At 37.0% G+C, this 24,356-nt stretch carries 24 protein-coding genes; 6 read left to right on the forward strand and 18 right to left on the reverse strand.

The window, feature by feature from the left end; translation table 11 throughout:
* Positions 1–47: 47 nt before the first annotated feature.
* The 5 genes from CL181_RS18355 to CL181_RS18375 form a co-directional block, all read right to left on the reverse strand.
* Positions 48–1,007: a hypothetical protein gene (locus CL181_RS18355; RefSeq protein WP_097300775.1), complete on the reverse strand. Its 960-nt coding sequence runs from the start codon at positions 1,005–1,007 to the stop codon at positions 48–50.
* Between the two features lies 1 nt (position 1,008).
* The gene (locus tag CL181_RS18360) at positions 1,009–1,461 is read right to left on the reverse strand and encodes a hypothetical protein (protein WP_097300776.1); all 453 of its coding nucleotides are present in this window, start codon (positions 1,459–1,461) and stop codon (positions 1,009–1,011) included.
* Complete coding sequence (locus CL181_RS18365; RefSeq protein WP_097300777.1) at positions 1,462–2,046, reverse strand: hypothetical protein; 585 nt, start codon at positions 2,044–2,046, stop codon at positions 1,462–1,464.
* Positions 2,027–2,269, reverse strand: a complete 243-nt coding sequence (locus CL181_RS18370; protein WP_097300778.1) for a hypothetical protein — start codon at positions 2,267–2,269, stop codon at positions 2,027–2,029. The genes CL181_RS18365 and CL181_RS18370 overlap by 20 nt, the downstream gene beginning before the upstream one ends.
* Positions 2,270–2,426: 157 nt before the next feature.
* Positions 2,427–3,719 carry a hypothetical protein gene (locus tag CL181_RS18375; RefSeq protein WP_097300779.1) on the reverse strand — a complete coding sequence of 431 codons (1,293 nt, stop codon included), beginning with the start codon at positions 3,717–3,719 and terminating at the stop codon, positions 2,427–2,429.
* Positions 3,720–4,236: 517 nt separating this feature from the next.
* Between CL181_RS18375 and CL181_RS18380 the strand changes: the two genes are divergently transcribed.
* Complete coding sequence (locus CL181_RS18380; protein WP_097300780.1) at positions 4,237–4,890, forward strand: response regulator; 654 nt, start codon at positions 4,237–4,239, stop codon at positions 4,888–4,890.
* Between the two features lie 117 nt (positions 4,891–5,007).
* On the opposite strand, the gene CL181_RS18385 is transcribed toward CL181_RS18380, so the two are convergent.
* Complete coding sequence (locus tag CL181_RS18385) at positions 5,008–6,264, reverse strand: hypothetical protein (protein WP_097300781.1); 1,257 nt, start codon at positions 6,262–6,264, stop codon at positions 5,008–5,010.
* A gap of 193 nt (positions 6,265–6,457) precedes the next feature.
* Positions 6,458–8,101, reverse strand: coding sequence for a glycosyltransferase family 39 protein (locus CL181_RS18390; protein ID WP_176505325.1), 1,644 nt, complete (start codon positions 8,099–8,101; stop codon positions 6,458–6,460).
* A 330-nt stretch (positions 8,102–8,431) separates the two neighbouring features.
* Here CL181_RS18390 and CL181_RS18395 point away from each other — a divergent pair, with 330 nt between their 5' ends.
* The 3 genes from CL181_RS18395 (at position 8,432) to CL181_RS18405 (ending at position 10,441) form a co-directional block, all read left to right on the forward strand.
* On the forward strand, positions 8,432–8,689 hold the full coding sequence (locus CL181_RS18395) for a hypothetical protein (RefSeq protein WP_097300783.1): 258 nt from the start codon (positions 8,432–8,434) through the stop codon (positions 8,687–8,689).
* Positions 8,690–8,721: 32 nt separating this feature from the next.
* Positions 8,722–9,756 carry a zinc ribbon domain-containing protein gene (locus CL181_RS18400; protein ID WP_141398970.1) on the forward strand — a complete coding sequence of 345 codons (1,035 nt, stop codon included), beginning with the start codon at positions 8,722–8,724 and terminating at the stop codon, positions 9,754–9,756.
* A gap of 79 nt (positions 9,757–9,835) precedes the next feature.
* Positions 9,836–10,441, forward strand: a complete 606-nt coding sequence (locus tag CL181_RS18405; protein WP_097300785.1) for an acylphosphatase — start codon at positions 9,836–9,838, stop codon at positions 10,439–10,441.
* A 72-nt stretch (positions 10,442–10,513) separates the two neighbouring features.
* On the opposite strand, the gene CL181_RS18410 is transcribed toward CL181_RS18405, so the two are convergent.
* The 3 genes from CL181_RS18410 to CL181_RS18420 are packed head-to-tail and all read right to left on the reverse strand — an operon-like array spanning position 10,514 to position 13,144.
* Entirely contained in the window at positions 10,514–11,119 is a 606-nt protein-coding gene (locus CL181_RS18410; protein WP_097300786.1) for a hypothetical protein, read from the reverse strand.
* A gap of 2 nt (positions 11,120–11,121) precedes the next feature.
* A complete protein-coding gene (gene minD, locus CL181_RS18415) occupies positions 11,122–11,859 on the reverse strand; it encodes a cell division ATPase MinD (RefSeq protein WP_097300787.1) in 738 nt (245 codons plus the stop codon).
* A gap of 4 nt (positions 11,860–11,863) precedes the next feature.
* Complete coding sequence (locus CL181_RS18420; RefSeq protein WP_141398971.1) at positions 11,864–13,144, reverse strand: hypothetical protein; 1,281 nt, start codon at positions 13,142–13,144, stop codon at positions 11,864–11,866.
* A 41-nt stretch (positions 13,145–13,185) separates the two neighbouring features.
* On the opposite strand from CL181_RS18420, the gene CL181_RS18425 reads away from it, so the two are divergent.
* Together CL181_RS18425 and CL181_RS18430 are read left to right on the forward strand one after the other, a co-directional pair.
* Positions 13,186–14,712, forward strand: a complete 1,527-nt coding sequence (locus CL181_RS18425; RefSeq protein WP_097300789.1) for a PD40 domain-containing protein — start codon at positions 13,186–13,188, stop codon at positions 14,710–14,712.
* 4 nt (positions 14,713–14,716) lie between these two features.
* Positions 14,717–15,310: a hypothetical protein gene (locus CL181_RS18430; protein ID WP_141398972.1), complete on the forward strand. Its 594-nt coding sequence runs from the start codon at positions 14,717–14,719 to the stop codon at positions 15,308–15,310.
* Here CL181_RS18430 and CL181_RS18435 read toward each other — a convergent pair.
* From CL181_RS18435 to CL181_RS18470, 8 genes are all read right to left on the reverse strand, one after another.
* Positions 15,275–16,288, reverse strand: coding sequence for a hypothetical protein (locus CL181_RS18435; protein ID WP_097300791.1), 1,014 nt, complete (start codon positions 16,286–16,288; stop codon positions 15,275–15,277). The two genes, CL181_RS18430 and CL181_RS18435, sit on opposite strands and share 36 nt — an antisense overlap.
* Entirely contained in the window at positions 16,257–17,822 is a 1,566-nt protein-coding gene (locus CL181_RS18440; RefSeq protein WP_097300792.1) for a hypothetical protein, read from the reverse strand. Before CL181_RS18440 ends, CL181_RS18435 begins: the two co-directional genes overlap by 32 nt.
* Before the next feature lie 24 nt (positions 17,823–17,846).
* A complete protein-coding gene (locus CL181_RS18445; protein ID WP_176505326.1) occupies positions 17,847–18,515 on the reverse strand; it encodes a signal peptidase I in 669 nt (222 codons plus the stop codon).
* A 101-nt stretch (positions 18,516–18,616) separates the two neighbouring features.
* Positions 18,617–19,300 (reverse strand): hypothetical protein, encoded by a 684-nt coding sequence (locus CL181_RS18450; RefSeq protein ID WP_097300794.1) that lies wholly within the window; start codon positions 19,298–19,300, stop codon positions 18,617–18,619.
* Between the two features lie 82 nt (positions 19,301–19,382).
* Entirely contained in the window at positions 19,383–19,814 is a 432-nt protein-coding gene (locus tag CL181_RS18455; protein ID WP_097300795.1) for a hypothetical protein, read from the reverse strand.
* A gap of 2 nt (positions 19,815–19,816) precedes the next feature.
* Positions 19,817–20,491 carry a hypothetical protein gene (locus CL181_RS18460; protein ID WP_097300796.1) on the reverse strand — a complete coding sequence of 225 codons (675 nt, stop codon included), beginning with the start codon at positions 20,489–20,491 and terminating at the stop codon, positions 19,817–19,819.
* A 17-nt stretch (positions 20,492–20,508) separates the two neighbouring features.
* Positions 20,509–22,113 (reverse strand): hypothetical protein, encoded by a 1,605-nt coding sequence (locus tag CL181_RS18465; protein ID WP_097300797.1) that lies wholly within the window; start codon positions 22,111–22,113, stop codon positions 20,509–20,511.
* Positions 22,110–24,353 (reverse strand): oligosaccharyl transferase, archaeosortase A system-associated, encoded by a 2,244-nt coding sequence (locus CL181_RS18470; protein ID WP_217993218.1) that lies wholly within the window; start codon positions 24,351–24,353, stop codon positions 22,110–22,112. Before CL181_RS18470 ends, CL181_RS18465 begins: the two co-directional genes overlap by 4 nt.
* Between the last annotated feature and the right edge of the window lie 3 nt (positions 24,354–24,356).

The raw sequence follows: 24,356 nt of genomic DNA on the forward strand, positions 1-24,356 counted from the left end.
ATCCATATATATAATAATGTTTATAATGATTATAATGATTAATTATCTCAGACTATGGTCTCATTTGATATTGCAAAAACATCACCGGATTGGGTCCCAAAGGTCTCTATTCTTACTGGATTGGTCTGGTAGTTTTTAGTAATTGTAATATTGTTGCCATCAGAACTGGTTTCAAAAGCTATGGTGCTCGGACGCGTCCAGTTTATCGATACTGCTGTTGAAGTATGGCAGGATATACAATTGTCATTGGTATTATGTTCCATACCATATTTGATGAATGCCTCATGTATTATATCCGGAGTATTGTTCAGGTATTCTGAATGACAGTCTGCGCAAAGTATAGTGGAAGATGCATGGGCTAATGTACCTGAAGTTATTACTTTTGATCCTGAGCCTGTAAGATCATCAGTACCATCTGGATATGGATTCACATTGATTTTCCTTGTTTCAAGAGCCGAATTCGAAGTGGCCGGATCTGTGTCTTTTGGCACACCGTTAATATACGTTGAAATTGCGTTCTCTCTTTCATAATTATAAATTATACCAGCTTCCCCTAGTGTCATATTTCCCATATATTGGCCGTTTTCATCACGGAATTGCGCCTCATCGTTTCCAGCAGCTGCCCACTGGTCGATTGTGATCTCACCTGAGATTGATTTTGGGAAATTTCCACTCTGGTAGTTCTGGATTGTGGTCGCAAGAACCCTGTTCCCTATGCTCGATGGTCCTGTTACGTTTATATATATCAATCGTTCATAAGCATTGTCGCCGCTTGCGTATTGAACGCCTTTTTGGACACGGTGGCAATCGGAACATGTAAAGTTGTTATGTATAAAACCAGAATGTAATTGCATATCTATCTCACCATGACATTTCTTGCATGGGACCTGGGAGCCGACGGGATCAATGTTATAGAAACTATGTCCACCGCTAAAGATAGAGAGGGTATTGGGGATAAGCCATATTGAAATCCCTGCTAATGCAAGCAATACCCACACTAATTTCATATCACTCCCACTCATAAAAAGCTGTTGTCTTATACATTACAACAGCTGTACTGCCAATGATCCTTATCGGCAAAATAAGAATATCTCCTTGCTTTGGTTCTTTGCCATCCCTGAAATAGATCTTTACCTCATAATGCCCATCATCTTTAGTAAAAGGTGTTGATGCCCAGAAACTTGCAGGCGCAGTATCCAACGCGTTCAGACGGGCGTTAACTTCTATTTCCGGAAAAGTGGGTATCGCATCCGCCCGCTTATAAAAAACCGGAACATTTGACTGCACAAATGTGACATTATTTATCTGGATAGCTCCTTTTTCTGACAGATTTGTTGAAATCTTTAATACTAGCACGGGTTTTGCCAGACCCATATCTGTTGCATGCTGATAAAGATAGTAACCGGCGACTGAAAAAATCAGCAATGCAATAATTACATATTTTATGTTTTTTTTATCCATTTATTTCACTCCGAATATAATATTAAATAATGATTTTATGAAATAGAATACTGTAAATTTTTCTAACTGAGCCTGTTCTTGAGACGTATTTGATGATAGGGCATTGGTATTATATACTTTTCCTTTTGCCCATGAACCATGACATATAGGACAGATATTATCGATGTTTTTTATGTGGATCGAATGGACCTTATTGCTATGGCAGGATACGCAAACATATCCATTGTTTTTGATCTTTATTACTGTAAAGTTATCCTCTGTATGGCATCTGGTGCACTCTATATTATTGTGACCATTGTGGAAGATCTGTTTCTGGCTTGCATTGACCATTGTATTTCCAAAATGGCAAGCTGTACAAATCTTTGGATTGTGATCAGATTCCAGAAGAGGAATGTTAAACTTATAATCGTGGCAGTTACCACATTCCTGACTTCCATAATCCGCTTTTATGGTTTCTAAATGACACCCAAAACATGGGGTAGGTTTATGCCAATCCATTTCTCCTGCCTTCGCAAGCCCGATACTGAATAAAATTGAAAAGATAATAAATAAGAATTTGATGTTTTTATTCATTTTTTTTTCCATTTCTATAATTGTTGAACATTTTTGAGTCTGAAAGTTTTTCAACTATTTCTTCATGAGCAGTATTTTTCCAAACTTCCAGTAATAGATTCAAGAATGATGAATCCTTTAGCGTACTTATCTCTGCTACATTACATTGAGCTTCTTTTGATAAGCATGATTTAAACTCAGCTTTGATATTGTCAAACCTGATCTTATCAACATCGTCTATCCTGATGACTTTCATCCCATCACAAAGTAATTAATGTAACTAAGGTATATAAAGTTGTTTACACTCAACGAAAACATCTTTAATCAATAATTATTATAATCCAAAAAACTTTTCATTGAACAAGAAAACATTAAAAAAGAAAAAAAAGAGAAATGGGGATTTCCCATTTAATTTACGGGGTTGTCAATGCAGCGTAGGAATCGCTTGATTCTCCAGTTAGAGCTGGAACAACCGTTGTATTGCTGGTACCATCACTAATATACATAGTTTGTGTTGGTGTCCAGGTATAGGACTTGTCACCCACACCGAAGGTCGCGCCAGAGCCGTTACCGTATATGTCAACGTGGACTGTTCCCTCAACTTTTGTATCGGAAACGCTATAAGTACCGGTTGCGCTCTCGGTTGCAGTGAATGCGAGCTTGTAGCCCTTATTGAATGAAATGTCCACTGCTACGTGTGTATGACATCCAATACATGCACCGTTATTTGCTTTACCATTCGGTCCGCCGAATCTGTTTAAGCCATCATCAGTTTTTACCCATGCATTGTGGGCTTCTGATGTGCCAGTGTCATCTGACATGCCGGTGAGATTGAATCCGCCTGCAGACAAAGTAGTCATTTTCTTCGCACCGTTTAAAGTTCCGGAACCACCATAGTGACAGTTATTGCATGGCGTTGTTCCTGATTCCTGTTCGACACGTCTGTAGTGTGCCATAGGTTCTTCTCCTCCATGGCATTCCATACAGGAAACAAGTGATGCTGCATGATATTTGCTGCCCGGGTTGACTGTTTTAGAACCAGCATTGTCCAGTGAAAAACTCCCATCGGCGGCAACTGTTGCTTTTGACAGATCTAATCCACCTTCAGCTGACGAAGTATTTGTATCCAATGGTTTACCAGTTGTTGTACTATAGGTTTGCATTAATCTGAAACTCGACTTCGGACCTATATATAGAGTTGCATTTTCAGTAGCATTGGAATTAACATCTAGTGGAGAAATTTGACCTGCCCCATGTAACAGAGTTACACCAGCAAGAGTTGTTTGTTTGTTTGTGAATAAGTCTGTGCCGTTGATAACTGCAGGATAATTGCCTGCTTCCCAATCAGCGACTGTCAATATTGCAGATCTGACTCTTACACCAGCCCCATCAGGCTGATTATAATAGAAAATGCGCCCGAATGCATTGTCACCGCTTGCTGAACCCTGCTCTATCCTGTGGCAGTACTCGCACTTGAATGCTGCGTGTGGCCCTGGTGTAAGAGGTCCATTTGCTGGATTTGTATTTGCGTTTGATCCTAATTCTGCTTTTACATCACCGTGACATTTCTGACACGGGACCTGGTTGCCTGTTGCGTCAATGTTATAGAACGAGTGCTGGCCAGCGAACAACGACATGGTTGATGGCAAAGCGAACACGCCTATTCCAACTAACGCAATTATTGCTAAAGTAAATTTTGCGTTCATTTTTTGATTCACATCCTATTTTTTTATTCCTAAAAGTCCGTCTGGGAAAAGAATTCTTCAAACGAACCTATCCAAGCCCATAATGGGCGTATTTCTAAAATGACTTTCACATTATATAATAGTTTTTTGAAAAACATTTCAATTAAGAGGGTTTTATTTGAAAAAAGATTCAATAAGCTATTTTATTGTAAAAAACTTCAATATTTAGTATTTATTTGAAAAAATCTCCAATTAAATTCGAGTATTTAACTTATTTTCAATAAACTGGGTTAGTTATAACTTTACTTCAAAAAATGTTTTTATATTGTGAGATTCTAATAGAGATTTTGGATGTGACATCCTTGGTGATAAATCACATCCTATCTTTAAAATTTCTGCAATTTTTGGTCATATTATGATATATTTTTGATTTGAAGTTATGTCCGATAGATATAAATAATGAGATAAATAAGTTAATGAATCTGTTCATGAATGCAATTCAGTCAAATACAGAAAATGGAGAAATAACAATTAAAATATGAAAAATATACTGGTAATAGAAGACGACAAGAAAATGCGGGATGGATTAGTAGAAATATTAACAGATGAAGGGTATAATGTAGAGTCTGCCGAGAATGGTCAAGTCGGGCTTGAAAAGATCAAGAAAAAGGAATTTGATGTTATTTTAACTGATCTTATTATGCCTGTAATGGGGGGAATGGAGGTCTTAATGGAAATAAAACATATTAAACCGGGAGCAAACGTAATAATAATTACAGCATTCGGGACAATTGAAAATGCTGTAGATGCAATAAAGGCTGGAGCTTCGGATTATATAACAAAACCATTTAAGATAGACGAGGTACAGACAAAGATCAGGATGGTTATTGCAATGGAAGAGATTAATAAATATCCGCAACTCCTTGAATCTGATTTAATTAAGGCGATCTCAAATCCAATAAGAAAAGACACCCTGAAACTTCTTAATAAAGCAGGTAAACTCAAGTTCACAGAAATTAAAAACATACTTAAGATAGATGATGCTACAAAACTCAGCTTTCATCTTCGTATCCTGAAGTCATATAATGTCATTGAGCAAGACAGCGAGAAGGTATATATGCTGACCCATGCCGGAAGAAAAATGATTGAGAACCTGAAAACAATTGAAGGGGTATATAAAAGCGGTAATTAGTATTCAAAATTCGCAAAAATAATCCCCAATAAGTTATTACAGAAATATTCACTTTATAAATAAGATTTCAGTTAAAGAGAAAAATAAAAAAAGAGAAATGGGGAATTCCCATTTCATTTAGTTTGTTAGAGCATCTGCGCTGTCGCTTGTTTCTCCATCGAGACCGGTAATTAAAGTTCCGTTCCCATTGAGATACAAGGGCGTGGTTGGTGTCCAGGTATAAGACTTGTCGCCTACACCAAAGGTTGCGCCAGATCCGTTGCCGTATATGTCAACGTGGACTGTTCCCTCAACTGCTGTGTTGCTAACGCTATATACACCTTCTGCGGTTTCGGTTGCAGTGAATGCGAGCTTATATCCCTTATTGAAGGAAATGTCGACTGCTACGTGGGTATGACATCCAATACATGCACCGTTGTTTGCTTCCTTGCCCTGTTGTCCACCGAATCTATTTACGCCATCATTGGTTTCTACCCATGGGGTGTGGGCTTCTGATGTGCCAGTGTCATTTGCGGATGTTGTAAGTCCGAAGCCGCCTGCTGCGAGCTGAGTCCATCTTGCACCTGGAACTGGGTTGTAACCGTAGTGACAGTCAGAACATCTGGTTCCGCTTGTAACTCTGGTATAGTGACCCAGTGGTTCTTCGCCACCGTGGCATTCCATGCATGATACAAGTGATGCCGCATGATATTTGCTGCCCGGGTTGACTGCCTGTGAACCTGCATTCAAGAAATCAAGACTAACGTATGGTCTAGCAGTATTTATAGTGACGTTTATCTTCGATGGGTCAATTCCACCATACATTGTGGATGCGTTTGTATCCTTGGGTAAGCCAGTAGTTGCATCATATGATGCCATTATTGTCCAATCTTGTCTGGGAGCTACTTCTAATGTTGCATCGGCTGTAGCTGCACTGATAGCACCCTTACCGAATTGTAATTTTGTACCATTAAGAGTTGTACTGCTGCTAGTAAATAGCATAGCACCCGTAATTCCAGTTGGGAAATTACCTGCTTCCATGTCTGATACTGGTATTGCAATTGCCCTTATAATTGCTCCTGTCGCATTTTCGTATGGAACTATTGCAACTGCATTGTCACCGCTGGAAGCACCCTGTTCTATCCTGTGGCAGTACTCGCACTTAAATGCTGCGTGTGGTCCTGCTGTCAGGGGTCCATTGGCTGGATTTGTATTTGCGTTTGATCCCAATTCTGCTTTCACATCACCGTGGCATTTCACACACGGGACCTGGTTGCCTGTTGCGTCAATGTTATAGAACGAGTGCTGGCCAGCGAACAACGACATGGTTGATGGCAGGGCGAACACGCCTATTCCAACTAACGCAATTATGGCTAAAGTAAATTTTGCGTTCATATATTATTCACATCCTATCTTTAAACCCTAATCCAAGTTGGTTTTTTTAGAATAAGAATCAAGCAAATACAATCTTCCTTTTGCTATCTCTCCTATCCTATCCATTTTCCCAATTTGGTATCAATTTGGGTATTATTAGGATATGAGTTTAGAACATATATACTTTTCGATTCATTAATTTCATGCTGGAAATTCACAAAAGTGCCTGGTACATCCATTTCAAAATACTCTCCAGGATTGGCAGTATGGTATAGTTTTGTGATGGCGAAATATAGGTAATAGTAACAACCCAGTAATAAAAAATCAGTATTATGGAAGCTTGCGCAAGCGATAATGCGATTAAAAATAATGTAATTTTATCCAATAAATCAGCAAGAGGTTTATTATTCTCAATTAAAAGGCTCATTGATAATGAGATTAATAAAACGATTGAAGTGATCAGCGCCAAAGAATAATAAATATTCATAAAAGGCGGAGGATATATACTGATAAAATATAATATCAGTATTATCACTGCGGCTGCGTATAACTGAACTATTTTCTTAAAGTTATTTTCGATCAGATCTCTTATTTTATCTATTCTGAGGGCAAAATAAAGCAGCACTATATACATTATTAGTAAATACCTGTACTCAAGAACTATCGGGGTATCAGTAATTATTAATAGAATGTAATTTTTATGTAATAAAACAAATATTAAAGCATATAGCCCCAATAGTTTATCTATTACATTTAACCTGATTTTCTTTTTTATCCTGTCTATTACAAACGCAAACGCAGTTATCAAGAAAGGACTTATTAAGAGAAGACCGAATGTGTTTCCTAATTTCCGAACCGTTATATCTGACATAATGTCCAGAAAACCAGTCCTGATTTCCGGATTCCAGATAAAGCCAAGATTATTCAGAAGTTCAATTTGTCTGTCTTTGAAAGCACTTTCATTAAGTCTGATCATATTTTTTTCAACCTGCATTTTCATTGGAGTATCACTTAAAGGGTGTGCTTCTATTATCGAAAATGGACTCCCCAGTATTAATTGGTTAAATGTGAAAAAAGGGATAAGTGATATAAGAATGATCAATGAGATCAATACTATATGTTTGATGCTTCGCCTGAAAAATAATATATCCACTATCAGGAATGACAGCAGAAGCGCCGCACCTTCTGCAATTCTCGTCCAGATGCAAAGTCCTGCTAATAGATAAGCAGAATAAATGAACTTATTTTCTTTTCTTTCCTGGTATTTATAAAAAAAGTAAAAAGCCAATACAGTTAATAACAGAGCAAGAGAATGATGCTTTAAAGTAATTGAATAAAAGGAAATGGGCGTAGCGAATATAACAAAAAGAGATGCAAAGATAGCGATTTTATTATTAAATAAATTCCTGAATAAGAAATATACCATTAAAACCAAAAAAGAAGAAATCAGGATATTAGTAAATTCAATTGAGATAATTTCCCCCCATTTAGGAAAATAAATTGGATCAAATGATCGCAGATTGACAATTATTAATATGAAATAAGATACAACCCCACCGAACGCCGCATTCTTTATTTTCCAGGTTTTTGCGAGAAGATAAACACTGATCCCGCCGCTCAATGCCCATATCTGCAAAAGGAATAAATGAGCGCCGTACAGATAATCCATACTTCTTAATACAAAATATACAGGTAATGACAAAATAAGCAATGAATAGCTGAATTTTCCATACAGGTGATTTTCAACAGTTATGTATATCCCGCTTTCCACGTTCACTTTGGCTGTTTGTAAATCTAAAGAACCATGTATAAAATTATAAAACTGGCTTACGATAATCCCCTCATCCGAAAAGAGCATACGTGTGCCTGCAAAGCTAAGAAATATAAAAAGTGAAATGAAAAATAATATTAATGGAATTCGGTTAGATTCAATTAACTTGACAATTTTTTTATGCATTGGTATTCGGATTGCACCACTTCAAGTGGCTATATAATTAAGCTTCTATATTTAAATTTAACTCCCGATCACAATGATTTTTCAGAATGTTACAGAAACGGGTTCAAAGGGGCAAGAAAGCTCTCGGCTTCAGCCGTGGAGATGAATTGCCCCTTTGTAATAATAATGGAATACTTTCAGGTTGCTCAGCTAAGACTCAAGACAAAAAATGTCCATACAACGATATGAAATATGAAAAGCGAAACTCCTTCTTTCGTACTGGAACTACCGTTAAAAAGCACATCAGTACAGGAATCTATCATTTTAACAAGGCTGGAAGCTGGAAGGCAGCTGTACAATGCTTGTCTTGGAGAAGCTCTGAAAAGACTTGATCATATCAGACAATCCAGAGAGTTTCAGAAAGTCATAATATTGCCGGATGGTAAAGAAAGAACTGTGAGATTCAAGAATTTGATACTCTTGAAGGGAAAAACAACCAGACAGGATTGATATTCAGAAACAATAACTTATATTGGTCAGGTTTGGAAATAGCCTGCATAATCGAAGAGAATAATAAAATCATAGAGTATGGATTAAAACCAGAACACCGAATCAAATACTGTAGGATTGTAAGAAGGAAGATCAATTCCAGAAACAGGTTCTATCTCCAGCTCATTCTCGAAGGAAAACCATACCAGAACCCGGATAACAAGATAGGTTTTGAAGAAATAGGACTTGATGTAGGCCCGAGTACCATTGCAATTGTCGGCGATACTAAAGCTGAACTGAAACAGTTTTGCAGCGATCTTGTGCCGAAGCAAAAAGAGAAACGGAAACTGCAGAGGAAAATGGACCGGCAGAGACAGGCAAACAATCCTCAAAATTTTAATACGAATGGAACTATCAAGAAGGGTAAGAAGAAATGGAAAAAATCCAATCATTATAAGAAAACAAGCAGCAATGCAGCAGAACTCGATAGAAAGTTAGCTGCTCACAGAAAATCCCTTCACGGTAAAGATATTAACGAGATAATGGCTATGGGAACAAGGATAAAGACCGAAAAAATCCCATACAAATCATGGCAGAAAAATTTTGGTAAATCAGTGATGGTGAGAGCGCCATCAATGTTTATTAGCGGCCTCAAACGAAAAGCTGAGAATGCTGGAGGCAGCTTTAACGACTTTCCAACACACACAACAAAATTGTCTCAGGTATGCCATATCTGCGGAAATACGGTTAAGAAACCGCTTAGCCATAGGTGGCATATATGCTGTGGTATAGAGATGCAGAGAGACTTATATTCAGCGTTCCTGAGCAAATGTGTTAATGTGAATACAGGCTCCCTTGATATAGCCAGGGCAAGAATGCTCTGGCCAGGTCTGGAACCGGTCCTGAGCGCGGCGATATCAAGGGTAATTCAATCTGCAAATGGTTGGAATTGCCCTGCCAGCTTCGGTCTGGAATACCGGAGACAGAGCGGATCGCCCGTTAAACCGGAAGCGACTGTAACCGAGGCTGTGGATGCTGTAATCCGAGATCAAATCTATGAAGATGAGAGCCACAGAGAGGTTATATGAACTCTGGAATCTCCCGGCTTCAGCCGTGGAGAGGTCTCAATGCAAAATCTATTTGTAGCCCGATACAAATATTACCACAATGAAGATTAAGGCAAAAATAATTGGAAACAAGGTGCATGAAGTAGGCTACCGTGTATTCTTGCTTCGAAAAGCCCTTGAGCTGGGGGCGGAGCGATTCAATGCCTATAACACAAAGGAGAACGGAGATCAGGTACTCATTTCATTCCTGGAGGGTGACAGCGATCAAATATCGATATTCCAGGATTATGTTCAGAATAATAAACCTGAAAATGCAAAGGTATCAGATATCATTTTTGAAGACTATACTGGTTATCTGATAGGAATAGTTGATTATATGCATTTGATCCAGGTAGAGCAGCTAAGCAAGGGAATACCAGCCATCCTGAGCATAGACAGAAAACAGGATAAAATGCTGGAGAAACAAGACCAGATGCTGGAGAAACAAGACCAGATGCTGGAAAATCAAGACCAGATGCTGGAAAATCAAGACCAGATGCTGGAAAATCAAGAGAAGACTCTGGGGAAGTTAGATCAAACCAGGACGGAGATCAGCAGTGAGATCAAGGAATTGCGGCTGGATTTAAGATCATATCTTGATGAAAAATTGATCAAAATCGAAAGCGATATATTGCAGATCAAGGCAAAAATCGGACTTGAAACATAACACTATGCAGCCGGGGATACCGTGTACTATTATGGCGTATTCGGGTTGTCTGGATTTTGTCCTTTTTTAAAATCATGCGATGAGCCCAAAGTAAATGATCAGTATAATTAAAACTATCATCGAGGCAAGAAGTATCAAATCGACCATCTTTTGAAACTTTAAATTTCGTTCTTTTTTCTGTTCTATAACTGATAAAATAAATTCGTCTATTGGCATCCAGACATCTTCGGGATTATTTTTCACAAAGTCTTCTATGGCTTCTTTTCCCCTGGAAGTAATCACACAATATTGAAAATATTTTATAAATCCATCTTGAATAAGTTTATAGATATGCTTCTCTATGACCATTGTCCTTATTTGCAGCGCTTCTGCAATTTCTTTTATGGTCTTAAAACCCAGAGTCACTGATTTCAGGATAGCATAATCCACTTCACCAAATTCATTTTCAGAAACATCGGTTTTTGCATCAATATCTTTTGTTAATACTTTTGCGACGTTTATATGCCCCATAGTTTCAGATTTTTTATTTTCAAGGGTGATTTTATCAGATGGGCTGACTTCTTGTTTTTGTTTTTCAATTTCCTGTTGTTTTTGAACGGTCTTTTTCCCGGGACTTTTTTCCCATGTGCCATCATCCATAAGAAAATCCAGAACTTTCCTGTCGTTAGTCTTGTCCATAATTATCCTAATAATCTCTCTAAAATACTTTTTTTCTCCGGGATCCCGCACACTTTTCTTGCTATTTGCAGTAATGCTTTTGCAGGAGCTGACTTTGGTTTCAGCATTATTATAGGCTTTTTTGAGTCCCTGGATTTAACGACAGCATCATCTACAGGTACGACCCCGATAACCGGCAGTCCTAATTTTATTCCAATATCCTCATAACTACTCTTTTTATATTTATTCACAATTATGCCTGTGATCTTCATATCAGTAAGACCGGAAATTGTTCTTACCTTCTGGGCATCTGATATAGAAGCAGCATCCGGATTGACAATGAGTATAACCTCATCGGAATATGTCATTGGCAATAAACTGAACTTGGAAAGGCCTGCAGGAACATCAAGAATTATAAAATCAAATTCGCTGTTCTTTAATTCTGTAATTATTTCTCCCAACTTATCAATATCTGCACCACGTAAAGCTTCAATAGAAGAACCGCATGGCAGGATGTTCAGTCCCATCTGGATAGAGTATATTGCGCTCTGGATATTTGCTGAGCCATTCAATACATCAAGAAGAGTTATTAATGGTTTTTCAAGTCCTGTGTAAAGATCCAGATTCGGAAGAGATACGTCAGTGTCTACGACCAGAATATTCTTTTTTAATGAGGCCATAGCAAATCCCAGGTTCAATGCGATAGTCGTTTTACCGACACCACCTTTTCCAGAAGCTATAGCGATTACTCTTGCTACCATTTTATCACTTCCACCTGTTTTTTAAATATAATCTTAATAAATATATCAATATAACAATAACTGAAAGGCCGATTACGACCCTAAGCTGCGGCTTTTTTTCTATTTTGGGTTCAACTGTTGCGGCAGGAACAGGTGTGCTTGATTCCACAAAAAAAATCTTGCTGAGATTTGATTTATCAACTGTAACCCTGTATGCGCCAACATCTCCTTTAGTTACATTGAAATAAACATCTTTAATTTCCGAAAAGTTTAGATTTACCTGTTTTCCCTCTTCCAGCACATCGTTAATAAACAACTCTACAGGCTGGGTTCCTTCCTTTCCGGTATTTTTTACTGTCACAGCAATAGTCACGGTCTGGTTTGGCTCGACGCTTAATTTATCTATCTGTATATCCTGATAAACAAATTCCGTAGGTGTTTCTATCTTATTTTCTGCGCTCACTGTGAAGACAACAGACATATTTAACCCGATAGTATTCATTCCAGTCGGTATAATCTCTACAGTATGATCCCCGATAATTCCGCTGGAAACTGTGAAATTAGTCTGGCTGGAGCTATAACTTTCAATTTCCAGTGTAGTTTTGTTAATTACTTTATTATCTAATAACAAATCAAGTGACGTGGAACCTTTATCATAAAAAGTATTGCTCACATTTACGCTAACTGTAACTGGCATATCTGGTGCCACACTTGTTCTATCAAGCATGATTTTTTCAATTCTGAATCTGTCAACAGGGTATTTATTTGCATACCTGTCGACAAAAAATGTTTTTGTAATTACCAGGTGCTGTTCCGGCAGAGCTGATGCATTGCTTCTATTCATTACCGGAAGATCAGGCCTGTCACTCTCATTCAAATATGAATTTATAAGTTCACTATAATATGTATCCATAAGTGATTCATTTAACAGGTCAAAAATATGTACATCAGCCGTATAAACCCCATCAACCCACCCTTGAGGCACATTTTTTGAATATGTCATGAAATCATTTTCCCTGTAATCTTCATATCTGTTGCTATATAATGACGTATCTACAACATTATTATTTGGATCTTTAATGATAAATATGTAATCAACTGCCACCTCACGCTGATGATTCACACCGTTTGCTTCTGCATAAATTTTTAAAATGCTTCCGGGAGGAAACCTGTCATTCCAGTGCAGATCATAATCCTGCAATCCTCTTACATTATAAACTATCCTGGCATATCCATTATCAACAGCCATGGAGGGAACGGTTAAGATAATGAATACCATAATTAGTAAAGTAAGTTTATATTCCACGCACAACAATATACTGATTAACTTATAAAGATTTTGAAAATATGAAAAGACACAGAAGTATATTTATTATAAATCTCTTAATATTAATATTAATATTAATATTAGCAAGTGGTTGTATCCAACAGGAAACTCCATTAAGAACTCAAAATAATAAAGAAATAGCTGGCAGGGTGATTTCAGAAAAACTTATTGTTAAATTCGGATTTTTTTCCGGGATTCCGGAGAATTTCAAGGTAAGTCCGGATAGTACGCGATTTGTTTATGTTGAAAAAGAAAGAGAAAAGCGATTCATTGTCCTGGATGGAGAAAATGAAAAGAAATATGATGATATAAATGGTTTCACTTTCAGCCCTGATAGCAAGCGCCTGGCTTATGTGGCAAAAGAGAATAATATGTCTTTTGTTGCAATTGATGGAAAAGAACAAACCCACTATGAAAATGTGAAAAGCCTGATCTTCAGTCCGGATGGCAAGCGCCTGGCTTATGTGGCAAATGATAGCGGAAAATGGTTCGCTATAATAGACGGAAATGAGGAGAATAGATACGATCGTAGCGAAATACCTGTCTTTAGCCCTGATAGCAAGCAGGTGGCATATGCAGTAAGAAACGAAGATAAATGGTTTGTATTAATAAATGGAAAAGAACAGAAACATTTTGAAATCAGTTTAACACCTATCTTTAGTCCTGATAGTAATCGAGTGGCTTATATTGCTAGAGACAGAGATAAAATGTTCGCAGTATTTGATGGAATAGAGAAAAAAAGGTATGATAGCATCCTGGCAAACACTCTTATCTTCAGTCCGGATAGCAATAAAACATCCTATGTGGCAAAAAAAGATGGAAAGTGGTTTGTGGTAATGAATGAAGACGAAGGAAAAGCATTTGATGAGATTCTGAAATATACTCCCATCTTCAGCCCGGATAGCAAAGTTGCTTATGCAGCAAAAGATAAAGATGGATGGTTTGTAGTGGTGGATGGAAAAGAGGAGAAGCGATATGCCAGCATATTGAAACATACTCTTACTTTCAGTCCCGATGGAAAACGGGTTGCTTATGCAGCACGAGAAGGAGATAAGTGGTTTGTAGTTGTGGATGGAAAGGAAGGAAAACGATATGATGATATCATGAAGTATACTCCCGTATTTAGCCCTGACAGCAAACGGGTTGCTTATGCAGCACGAGAAGGAGATAAATGGTTCGTGATAGAGGAAACAACTGATGGGGATAGATTTAAAAATATTATTACCTTCAGACCTGACAGCAATTTTGGTGAGGTCAGAAACGATGACGCAAAAGATGTTATTAGCAGTATAGGGAATCAATACGATGGTATCATAGAAGGTTCCTTAATTTTTAGCCCTGATAGCAAGCATCTGGTTTATGGGGTTTCAAACAGTGACGGGCAATTCGTTGTTATGGATGGAAAAGATGGAAAAAGATATGATTCTATTATATTTATCTACGATGGAGGAGGGATCATATTTGATTCACCGGATCTTTTCCATTATCTCGCACGAAAGAACGGAGGAATTTATTTGGTGGAAGAGATTGCAGCTATTTATATATGATACTATGAAAAGAATAAACCGTAAAAACACTGTAATTATCCTTGCATTTTCCCTGTTGATTGCCATAAATATACCTTTTAAAACAGCCCTACCTTATTCCGATACTGAATATTATACTTTTGAGGAACCATATACAGATTTTAACTATTATAATTATACAGTTAACGAATCATACATAGCGGAAGTGCCACTTGATTATATCATAATGGATGCCCAATATGCAGATTCTGCATTGTCTTCCCCATCTTATGTATGGGTTATAATCAAGAATAATGACACAATAAATGGAAATTTTAATGTGGATTTTTATATTACTACTAAAAAGGGTATACTTATTCCATCGGTCACTAAACTATCTTCGACTGGAAATTATATTTCATCCGGAGAAACGAAAACAATCAAACTAAGTTATAACGAAACTATTACGGAATTTAAATACGATATAATCCCGCCAACAAAAGAAGTTACAAAATATAGAAACGTGACAATGAAAAGAACTGAAACAAAATATCGTACAATCCAAAAATCTCGTGATGTAATTAAATTCAAGAATGAAAGTATGTCAGTCCTTCAAAGACTTTTTCCATATATAATCTGATTCCTGCTTTTCCTTGTCTTCCTGTAATTTTTGTTTAACTTTTGAAATTGATGCATCAAAAACTTTTTTCAGCATACCTTTTTGTTGTAAAGCGAAAAATCCATTCTCTACCTGTTCTTGTTTTCTTGGCGCGATTAATGGCAGGCTTCCTGTTGATGCATATACAGCCCAGATGTAATAAATAAAGGTATATAATCCAACAGATACATATAGTGTTGCCATTAATACGTTATAATTCAAAAGATTAGCTAAAAGCATGACAGCTACAGGTATCACAAGTATGGGGAAAAAAGCCATTACCCATGCTGAAGATTCTTTCCATAAATTATATTCATTAGTTATGAATCCCCACCATGCAATAAATACCAGGAGAACAGCATAGGGAGTAATGCCTCCAAGATTAAAATTCAAAAGAAACATAAAGGCAGCCATTGTCACAACTATTAAAAAAATCGATTTGATCGCGAATTTAATTGAGGTTGCAACAGCAATGGGCTCCTGTAAAAGATTACCTGATTTTACATCCCTTGCATAACGCTCCTTTAAGATATTTTCAACCTTCAAATCTATATTGGACATCCTGTCCAGAATAATATTTGTATCCACATGCGACTCAGCTATATTTTCCACTAAAGGCGCAAGTCTTGAATAAACTCCTTCCTGGAATGCAGTATCTATCAATATATCAGTGATTACTCTTTTCTTAAAAGCATTTAAGACAAAATGAACAGCGCCGAGGGAGAATATAAAAATAAATAAATCTATGAAAGTATTAAGATAATTTGATTTCACAATAAAATCGATATAAAGAGAAATGATTGACATTAATAATATCGCCACTGTCAGGACCAGAGCACTGGCAACGCCTATTTTATCAAAGAACGAATAATGCTCCAGAGGCCTGATGGATACATCTTCATTTACATCAAGTAGAGGGTTCTTAATTTTATTTTGGATATTGCTGCGTCCCATTGACATAAACCTTTACCTCTGGTTCAGTATATAATTTAAAGTGTAATGAAGTATTCGGAACAGGATTCCCGGTGTTCTTACATGCTATGCACAGGTACGATTGAATAAAATCCGGCTGGAAACTGATTGAAGTCTCTATGCTGCCCATGGAAGTACTGTTGTAAGGTGGCGTCTTCATAATTCCATTGAAATTTACTGAGAAGCTTCCTGGTCTGCCATGACAGTCCATACATGATATTTTAATAGAACCATGATTGATGGAGTTAAAAGGATAGGCTGGATATGGGGAATTATTAAGGTTATCTTTAGTAAAGGGATCATGGCATGAACTGCAATAAACGTTCATATCGCTATAACCTGTATAATTATGTTTCATTCCCCACTGCTCGTTAGAATGCCCGCCATTAGAGACTGCCTGCTTTATGTCATCGTGACAGGATATGCAACTTGTCTCCATCGAGATATTATGAGATTTTCCATCTAAATATTTTGTAACCTTTACTTCCTTTGTTTCTCCCAATGCAAGATTTTGTACTGTCCACGTGCCGCCTGAATTTTCAACATCCCATTCAATATATTCCGGTCTTGAAAAGATAATATTATTATTTAAACCGGAATGGCATGAAGAGCATGCAATATTACTGCCTGCAGATAAATTACTTGAATTGGCACTCAGGACAAAAGGGATATGTGCATCTGCACCTGCCGGGTTTTCCGCATAAACCTGAGCTACAGATGCAACATATGTATTCTTTTTCACATCAGTGACCATCTTTGGTTCCTTGCCATGACATTCAAGACATGGGGGAATACTTGAAACATGGTATGTTGAATACAACTGATGGCAGGAGATACATGAAAAGGATATATGATGGGAGGAATTTGTGAGGTCTTCTTCAATATTCGGATGACATTTTTCACATTTCAATTGATTTAATGATAAAAACAGATGCTTCCCGGAAGATTCACTGGATTGAATATTCAAATTTGCTGAATTTTCTGCATTTTTCGAATAATTCCATATTTGCCAGCTGTCATTGACCCTGCGGGAATTCAATGTGTATGTATCTGCATAACGTATATTGATGCTTACAGATTTCCTGGTATGGCAGGAAACACATGCTTCATTTTCGCCTTTCATCAGAGGCGATGAATTTGCCCCTGCTATAAAAGGATTATGGGATTCCGCATTTGTTACATTTTCTCCAAAAACATTTGCAAGAGGAGTAAGGAATGTATTTCCATTTGAATCTGTCACAATACGGCCGGGATTGAAATGACAATCAAGGCATCTTGGTAAAACCACATTTCCATGCGTTGCATTTGAATTCGTATTGACAGTGTGGCAGTTTTCACATGTAAAAGTATGATGAAATTGAGAATCAAGCTCCTGTTTGATATCAGAATGGCATTTTAGACAATAGGATACTCCGGTATCATAAAACCAGTGCTGGCCAGCAAATAAAGAATAAATGTTTGGCATTACGAATACTATTGCAGAAAGTAACGCCACGATAAGCAAGATATGCCTCTTTTCCATCTATGTACCTATCATTTCTGCATATTATCTACTTTGCCATGGCTTTTGCTTTAATGTCATAACAATATAAAGGAATAAAGAAAATACTGCAATAACGTATCCATAAATTTTTATAACCTGGAAAAACAAAAAGTATCTTCCGTAATCCTTCCCCAGAGGACCAAAGTTTTGACTTCGTTCATCAATTATGAAGAACTTACCATATTCTTTTATAACTACTGGTTTTTTCTGTATCATAATAGCTTTTCCGGAAATATTTTCTTTTTCGAGTTCCCACCAGTCTATCTGACCTGTGGCATCTCCTGCTGTATTTATGCCTTTGTCTGTAATCAGGCTTATCCTGTGTACAATGGGATATGAAGTATCCGGCCTCTCGAACATTATTATATCTCCAGGTTTGTATGTACGATCGATATTCTGCATCAGGACAAGATCATCCTTATTGAAAGTAGGATACATGCTGCCTGATACCACAGCAGTGAAAAAAATTGCTTTTGACGCAAAAAGGAACATTATAATTAGTGCAATGGTAAAAATAAATAGCTCTTTGAATATAACTTTCTGGGATTCTTCTGGTCTTTGATTTATTTGTTTAATATAAGCATTGATCCTGTGCTTCCTGTCAAATGTTTTAAAAGTCTGGATAATTGGCTCAAAAGAATTAATGCTATAAATAATTCTTCTATATACCATTATTAAAAATACCAAAAGTATTAAAAGAAACAGTATATCATTTAATGATATATACATAAAAAAGATAAAAATAGGAAAAAATTTTAATTTTTCCTATTTATTCATGGATTGGCTGGATCAAATCCTAATGGTGTGGGTGAAATAGATACTACTGGTTCTGTTGCACTATTGATCTCACCGGATCTATTACCGTATGTCTGTATCTGGACAGTTCCTTCTGTAGCGAAGTTATTAACAGTCCATTCGTGAAGGCCAGTTGTTGCATTTTCCATAGCATTAAAGCTAATCTTATATGCCTTTGTCCAGTTGATATCCACCGCAACGTGTGTATGACATGAAATACAGGCTTCATTGGAACCCCTGAGGAGCAAAGAGTCATTAGCCTGACCTGCAAATGCTACATGAGCTTCCGCCGGACCACTAAGAATCGATCTGGCATCAAGCCCCGGTCCCGTGCCGCTGTGGCAATCCAGACATAAAGGCAATGCAGCTGCATGGAAATCACTGCCCAGAGCTCCTCCCTGGGTGAGACCTTCCTTTGTTGGTGCTGTCGTTACATGGCATCCTTCACATCCTTGTGCCATATGAATGGCATTTACTGACCCGGGCTGGCTCAGTTCTGAAAATACATCCGCATGACATTTCTCGCATGGTACAGATGCAGCACCAGCGCCTATGGTATCATAAAAGTTATGCTGTCCTGCAAATAATGCTAATGTTTGCGGTAATGCAACTAATCCTATTGCCGCTATGGCAATCCCAATTAATATCATTTTGTTAGTCATAAAACATTCCACCTATTAGAGCAAATATCCATACCTCTCATATTTAATTATTTCTTTTATTCGCATAAATACTTTATGATTTTCATTTCCAGATCATATCCTGCACAAAATAACCTGTTTGTCCTCCCTTTCTATCAACAATCATAATTGAAATATGCACTGTATCGTTCAGTAGAGGATACTTATCTTCTTTAAATCCAATATTAAACGAATATGTTCCATTTCCTTTATAGGGCAATGTTTCCCATGGCCCTATGGAACTATTTTTACCCTTCACTATCATCGTTCTTGCAGTTATGGCAGGGAAAGATTCTGCCTTGGTGGCTCTTGGCCTGCTAAGATAATTGACCATCTCCCGGGTTAATTTGTAATTTTCCACTTGAACATATCCGTCTTTTTCAACCAGTGTCATATTAACATGTACTACAGGCACTTGTTTTGTAGAATTTCCTATGCAGCCTGAGACTATCATTCCTGAAAGGAAAAACAACATTAAAATTAACTTCAATTTCATACTCACCTGAATATTTGCATTACAGACTCAACCAGATTACTTATAATCTGCCCGATTGTCGGGTATTCCTTAACTGCTGCTTCAGGCCTGGTTGATACAGGATTTATTGTTTTGTCCCCAACATAGTTTTTCGCAAACTCCCCATGACATGTCTCACACATTTTTTCCAGCCTGTTGCCGTGAACTACATGCGGATCGCCTGAGTGACAGTCTGAGCAGTTCGTTTTTAGCGGCTTCTGGATTATACCATTCTCATAAGTATGGCAGGTCATACATGCCTGTTTGCTCATTATCCTGTGGAAATCAGCCGCGGTCACATTTGTTCCGTCCTTCACACCAACATGGCATCTGATACAAACAATATCCTTATGGATATTGAAAATCTGTTTCATATCAACACTATATTTATCTTCTATATTTTTCGGCCTGTAATCATGACATTTACAGCCAGAGGATATCGATTGGGCTTTATCAGTACTCAGCAGGGTATAATGACAGGGTATACAATAGGCGCCAGGATGCCATTTATCAGTTAATCCGTCCCTATATTCCGGCCTTTCGTATGCATTTACTGATATTGCCAGAGATGAAACTAAAATTATTAAGACAGATAATATTAAGGTTCTCTTTATTAGCTGACATTCCCTGTTTTTTTTTGTAACGAATTCTTTCAACATATAGGAAACCTATTAATTCATTTTCTAATATTCAATTTTCTTATAACCAGGAAGAAAATAATAAGCATATATACTTCAAATCCGGGTGAAGATTTAGGTGTTTCGGCTGGAACATTTGTCTCAATACTTACAGGACTGGCGGATTTTCGGGGGGCGGAAGTTATTTTAACAGAGGGAGATTCTATTTCCAATGGCTCTCTAACTTTTATTATCAATTCAGCCGAAGTGGCATTTTGTGTATATCGTTCATCCTTATACATGATCTTGTCAAGGATTGTTGCTCTTGCTGGCGGGAGAATAAAACTTCCTGTGCCAGATGTAAAAATCAAATAAGAGAATGATCCCGATATCCCAGGATGAAGTACCATAGTATCTGAAATATTATCGTATGTTTGGTCCTCTGAAGCCAGGGAATAATTCACCGGGATAGTATCAATAAGTTTTACAATTGCAGTGGCATCTCCCAGGTTTTTAGCTTCTATTGTTATATTGATTTTTTCACCTTTTACAGGATCATAACTACTTGCAGATTTCAATAAAATCACATAGGGACCGCCGACAATCAATTTGACAGGTTTTTTATTGTAATCCAATATTCCCTGATATTCAATAATTGAACCTCCAGGTAAGAATAAGTAAGTTCCGGGTTTTTGGGGTTTTACCATATATGATATTGTTTTTTGTTCAAATGGTCCCAGATTAAAATTCCATGAAAGATTTGTATCTATTGGTTCAATCCCTTGTGGAAGACTTTCAGTTAAATTTACATTATCAATTTTATAACTTCCATTGTTCTTGATAGACAAAGAAACTGTTGCAACGTCACCCATATATACTTTTTCCGAAACATATTTTATAAGTTCAATTTTATTATCAAATTGAGGTATTACTTCGACAGATGCTGAATCAGCTGCACGATGTGCCTTTCCAAATATATCATAACCTGTAGCCTCCACTGAAATCGATATTAATTTTCTTTCTTCTGTGTACGGTGCCTGGAACCTGACAGTGATCACATCTGATTCGTTTCCTGCCCCCAATTCGAGTATTTCATAATTTAATTTTTCATTATAAAGCACAGGCATCGAGGTATTGATTTTCAAGATCATATCTTTTAGCTTGGCCTTACCCTCGTTCCTGATAGAAAAATTTATTGGGATTTCCGAACCCGGAATATAAGTACGCCTGACAATTGTTCTATTTTTGATTTCTATCCCTTTTGGAATAATTGATAATTTAATTGAGGGACTTCCCTTTACTCTCGTCTCTATCTTTACCCATTGATCCACAGATACATTGAATCCGAGATTTGCGCCTATGTTTCCCCTGACTTCTTGAAGGTCAATAATTGTAATATTCATCCTGTCATCAACCACAAAATAATCATTGATTCTTGTAAGATTTCTTGTCACAAGGTTTCCTTTTGTATCAAAGACAGTTATCAATGCTGAAGAATCATAGAAGTCGGTTGCTTCTATCACATAGCCTCCTCTTGTAAAAGATTCTGTCATTCTCATTGTTTTTTCCTGAGGGTCCACCCATTCCGGCTCCTCAGCAAATGCCGGGTAAATAGCTGAACAAAGTATAATTAATATTATAATTATTTTGCATATGGGTTTCATAAGTTCACCTTAATTATATTTCCATTCAGGACATCATTCTCTGATATGTTGATAGAAATACTTGAATTGTCGTATCTCAGGTAATAATCCTTTAATAATCGTGTTTCGTAAGAGCTATCTGTGGAATATGGGACAGTGAACTCAAAATATCCCTTCTCATCAGCTTTTGCTTCCTGTGAATAATCGAATATTCGTTCCTGGTTTGTAGTTATTTTTCCCGAAATAAAAGCAGTTCCATTTGATGACGCTTTTCCTGTAATTTTCGCTCCTTTTACATATTCAAATATTTTGATACTCCCTGTGGGTCTGTCAAATAAGTTATAATGTGTTTCTTTTGATTCGTATATCATCCTGTAATTATTAAGTCCATTCCCGTCAAATACGTGCATTCTGGCATACATGGTTTGAAAATAATTATCATTAGGAAGGTTATACTTATCTAAATATGTTTCAAAATTTTTATCTGCAAAACTCAAGATCGTCATGAACGTTCCTTTTAATACGGGCTGTCCGTTCTGCATGAACTTATTCAGGCCCATCCTGCGGTCAACGACAACATATCTTGCTTCTCGCATATCCATTATCTTATTTGCAAGAGCTTCATCAGGTTGAATAAAAAACCTGGCAGCTTCATCCCCCCCTATCTGGAAATTATTGGCAACAACAGGGCGCTTTGAGATATACAGGATCCAGTTCCCATAATCCCACCATGTCATAATTCCATATTGAGGAGGTTTTCCAGGACCAGGAGTGTTCTCTCTTAACCATGTCAATGAATCATACCAGTCACCCGATGGCCTGGGCGGGGACTGTGCCATGTTATACGCCAATACCAAATTTGGAATACAAAGAACCATGAGAATAAACAAAGCGATATGACCCGGTTTCAAATTCAAAACCCTAAAATTATATATATCACGTATATTGGTGATCTTATCTATAAAAAATCCCGATAATATCGCAACATTCACTGCGAAAGTATAAGTGAACCGTCTCTGGAACAATGCAAGCACAAGGACGATCAATGTCCATATTACAAGAAACAATCTTCCTTTATCTATTCCTGTTCGATTATAATATAACAACAAGAAAAGTCCGATGATCGCAAGATAAAAACTAAAAGCAAATGAATACCAGACAGGGTTACTGAAGAATTGCCATCCCAGGAAAAACCCGTCATATGTATAAAATAACGGCTGCGCCTCAATTATTTGTTTTAATACAGGTGCATCCCTGAGCAAATATCCTATGCTATTTGATAGATTGTCATAGAAAGATGGCAAACTAAATATCAGTATTAAAACGAATGAAGCGAACATAACTAGAATTATTGATGGAAATAAAAACCATTTTTGATTCTTCATTATCCTGAAAATAATTCCTACAAAAATTACTGTTAATGCACATAAAAATACAAACAGCGGCTGAAAATATGAGAGAGTACCTGCCTGGATATCCCTTTGCCATGGTGTCCAGAGATAGAAAAAGATAATCGTAACAAATGCGATCAAAAATGAAATAGTACCGTTTTTCAGAAGATAATTAGAATTAACATTTGATTTTTTATCCAGAACGAATTGAATGATTATATAGGATAATATTATCCCGATGAATATCGGAGCTCCGATCCATGTAAGAAATGATAACCCGATCATGATCCCGGATAAGATAGAAAATTCGTATGAATCGTTTTTTAATGATTTTATAAAAAACAAATAAGCTAATACCGAAATCAGGACCTCTGCAATATGATGGTCTGTAAATCCAAGAAAAGATATCTGGGCGTGTGCAGGCATCACTGCAAGTAAAAGGGAACTGTAAATGGCGATTCGTTCATTAAAAATTTCTTTTGCTATATAATATACTGAAATTATTGAGAAAATACCCAAAATAACAGGTATAAATGCGCCTATAGTTTCAACAAGATGTATGCCGGGTTTCCCAAGACCTGCTATTAAAGATATTAGCGCGATAATTTGATCAAAGAGAGGCGGCCAGCCCACAACAACACCGTACGGATAATTAATAAACGAATCAAAAAAGAATGTTTCAGGGAACGACTCAATATATGAAAATACCCTCCACATGTGATAATACGGATCTGCCTCAAGAAACACTATCCTGCCAGGTTCAAATACCTGCGAAAAAGTAAAAAACCTTACAATAAGACCGATCAAAAGTATTAAAAATAAGTAAATATGGCTCTTAAGATCCAACTTTATTTTATTCCAAATTATCATTTT

This window comes from Candidatus Methanoperedens sp. BLZ2 (assembly GCF_002487355.1).
In the GTDB taxonomy this organism is placed as follows: domain Archaea; phylum Halobacteriota; class Methanosarcinia; order Methanosarcinales; family Methanoperedenaceae; genus Methanoperedens.

Excerpts from the sequence above, each read along its gene's own strand:
- CL181_RS18365 (WP_097300777.1), bottom strand. The coding sequence starts at position 2,046 with ATGGAAAAAAAAATGAATAAAAACATCAAATTCTTATTTATTATCTTT.
- CL181_RS18355 (WP_097300775.1), bottom strand. The coding sequence starts at position 1,007 with ATGAAATTAGTGTGGGTATTGCTTGCATTAGCAGGGATTTCAATATGG.
- CL181_RS18465 (WP_097300797.1), bottom strand. The coding sequence starts at position 22,113 with ATGAAACCCATATGCAAAATAATTATAATATTAATTATACTTTGTTCA.
- CL181_RS18445 (WP_176505326.1), bottom strand. The coding sequence starts at position 18,515 with ATGGTATATAGAAGAATTATTTATAGCATTAATTCTTTTGAGCCAATT.
- CL181_RS18430 (WP_141398972.1), top strand. The coding sequence starts at position 14,717 with ATGAAAAGAATAAACCGTAAAAACACTGTAATTATCCTTGCATTTTCC.
- CL181_RS18380 (WP_097300780.1), top strand. The coding sequence starts at position 4,237 with ATGAAAAATATACTGGTAATAGAAGACGACAAGAAAATGCGGGATGGA.
- minD (WP_097300787.1), bottom strand. The coding sequence starts at position 11,859 with ATGGTAGCAAGAGTAATCGCTATAGCTTCTGGAAAAGGTGGTGTCGGT.
- CL181_RS18440 (WP_097300792.1), bottom strand. The coding sequence starts at position 17,822 with ATGGAAAAGAGGCATATCTTGCTTATCGTGGCGTTACTTTCTGCAATA.
- CL181_RS18450 (WP_097300794.1), bottom strand. The coding sequence starts at position 19,300 with ATGACTAACAAAATGATATTAATTGGGATTGCCATAGCGGCAATAGGA.
- CL181_RS18435 (WP_097300791.1), bottom strand. The coding sequence starts at position 16,288 with ATGTCAATGGGACGCAGCAATATCCAAAATAAAATTAAGAACCCTCTA.
- CL181_RS18405 (WP_097300785.1), top strand. The coding sequence starts at position 9,836 with ATGAAGATTAAGGCAAAAATAATTGGAAACAAGGTGCATGAAGTAGGC.
- CL181_RS18395 (WP_097300783.1), top strand. The coding sequence starts at position 8,432 with ATGAAAAGCGAAACTCCTTCTTTCGTACTGGAACTACCGTTAAAAAGC.
- CL181_RS18410 (WP_097300786.1), bottom strand. The coding sequence starts at position 11,119 with ATGGACAAGACTAACGACAGGAAAGTTCTGGATTTTCTTATGGATGAT.
- CL181_RS18370 (WP_097300778.1), bottom strand. The coding sequence starts at position 2,269 with ATGAAAGTCATCAGGATAGACGATGTTGATAAGATCAGGTTTGACAAT.
- CL181_RS18455 (WP_097300795.1), bottom strand. The coding sequence starts at position 19,814 with ATGAAATTGAAGTTAATTTTAATGTTGTTTTTCCTTTCAGGAATGATA.
- CL181_RS18390 (WP_176505325.1), bottom strand. The coding sequence starts at position 8,101 with ATGCTCTTTTCGGATGAGGGGATTATCGTAAGCCAGTTTTATAATTTT.
- CL181_RS18460 (WP_097300796.1), bottom strand. The coding sequence starts at position 20,491 with ATGTTGAAAGAATTCGTTACAAAAAAAAACAGGGAATGTCAGCTAATA.
- CL181_RS18385 (WP_097300781.1), bottom strand. The coding sequence starts at position 6,264 with ATGAACGCAAAATTTACTTTAGCCATAATTGCGTTAGTTGGAATAGGC.
- CL181_RS18425 (WP_097300789.1), top strand. The coding sequence starts at position 13,186 with ATGAAAAGACACAGAAGTATATTTATTATAAATCTCTTAATATTAATA.
- CL181_RS18470 (WP_217993218.1), bottom strand. The coding sequence starts at position 24,353 with ATGATAATTTGGAATAAAATAAAGTTGGATCTTAAGAGCCATATTTAC.
- CL181_RS18360 (WP_097300776.1), bottom strand. The coding sequence starts at position 1,461 with ATGGATAAAAAAAACATAAAATATGTAATTATTGCATTGCTGATTTTT.
- CL181_RS18375 (WP_097300779.1), bottom strand. The coding sequence starts at position 3,719 with ATGAACGCAAAATTTACTTTAGCAATAATTGCGTTAGTTGGAATAGGC.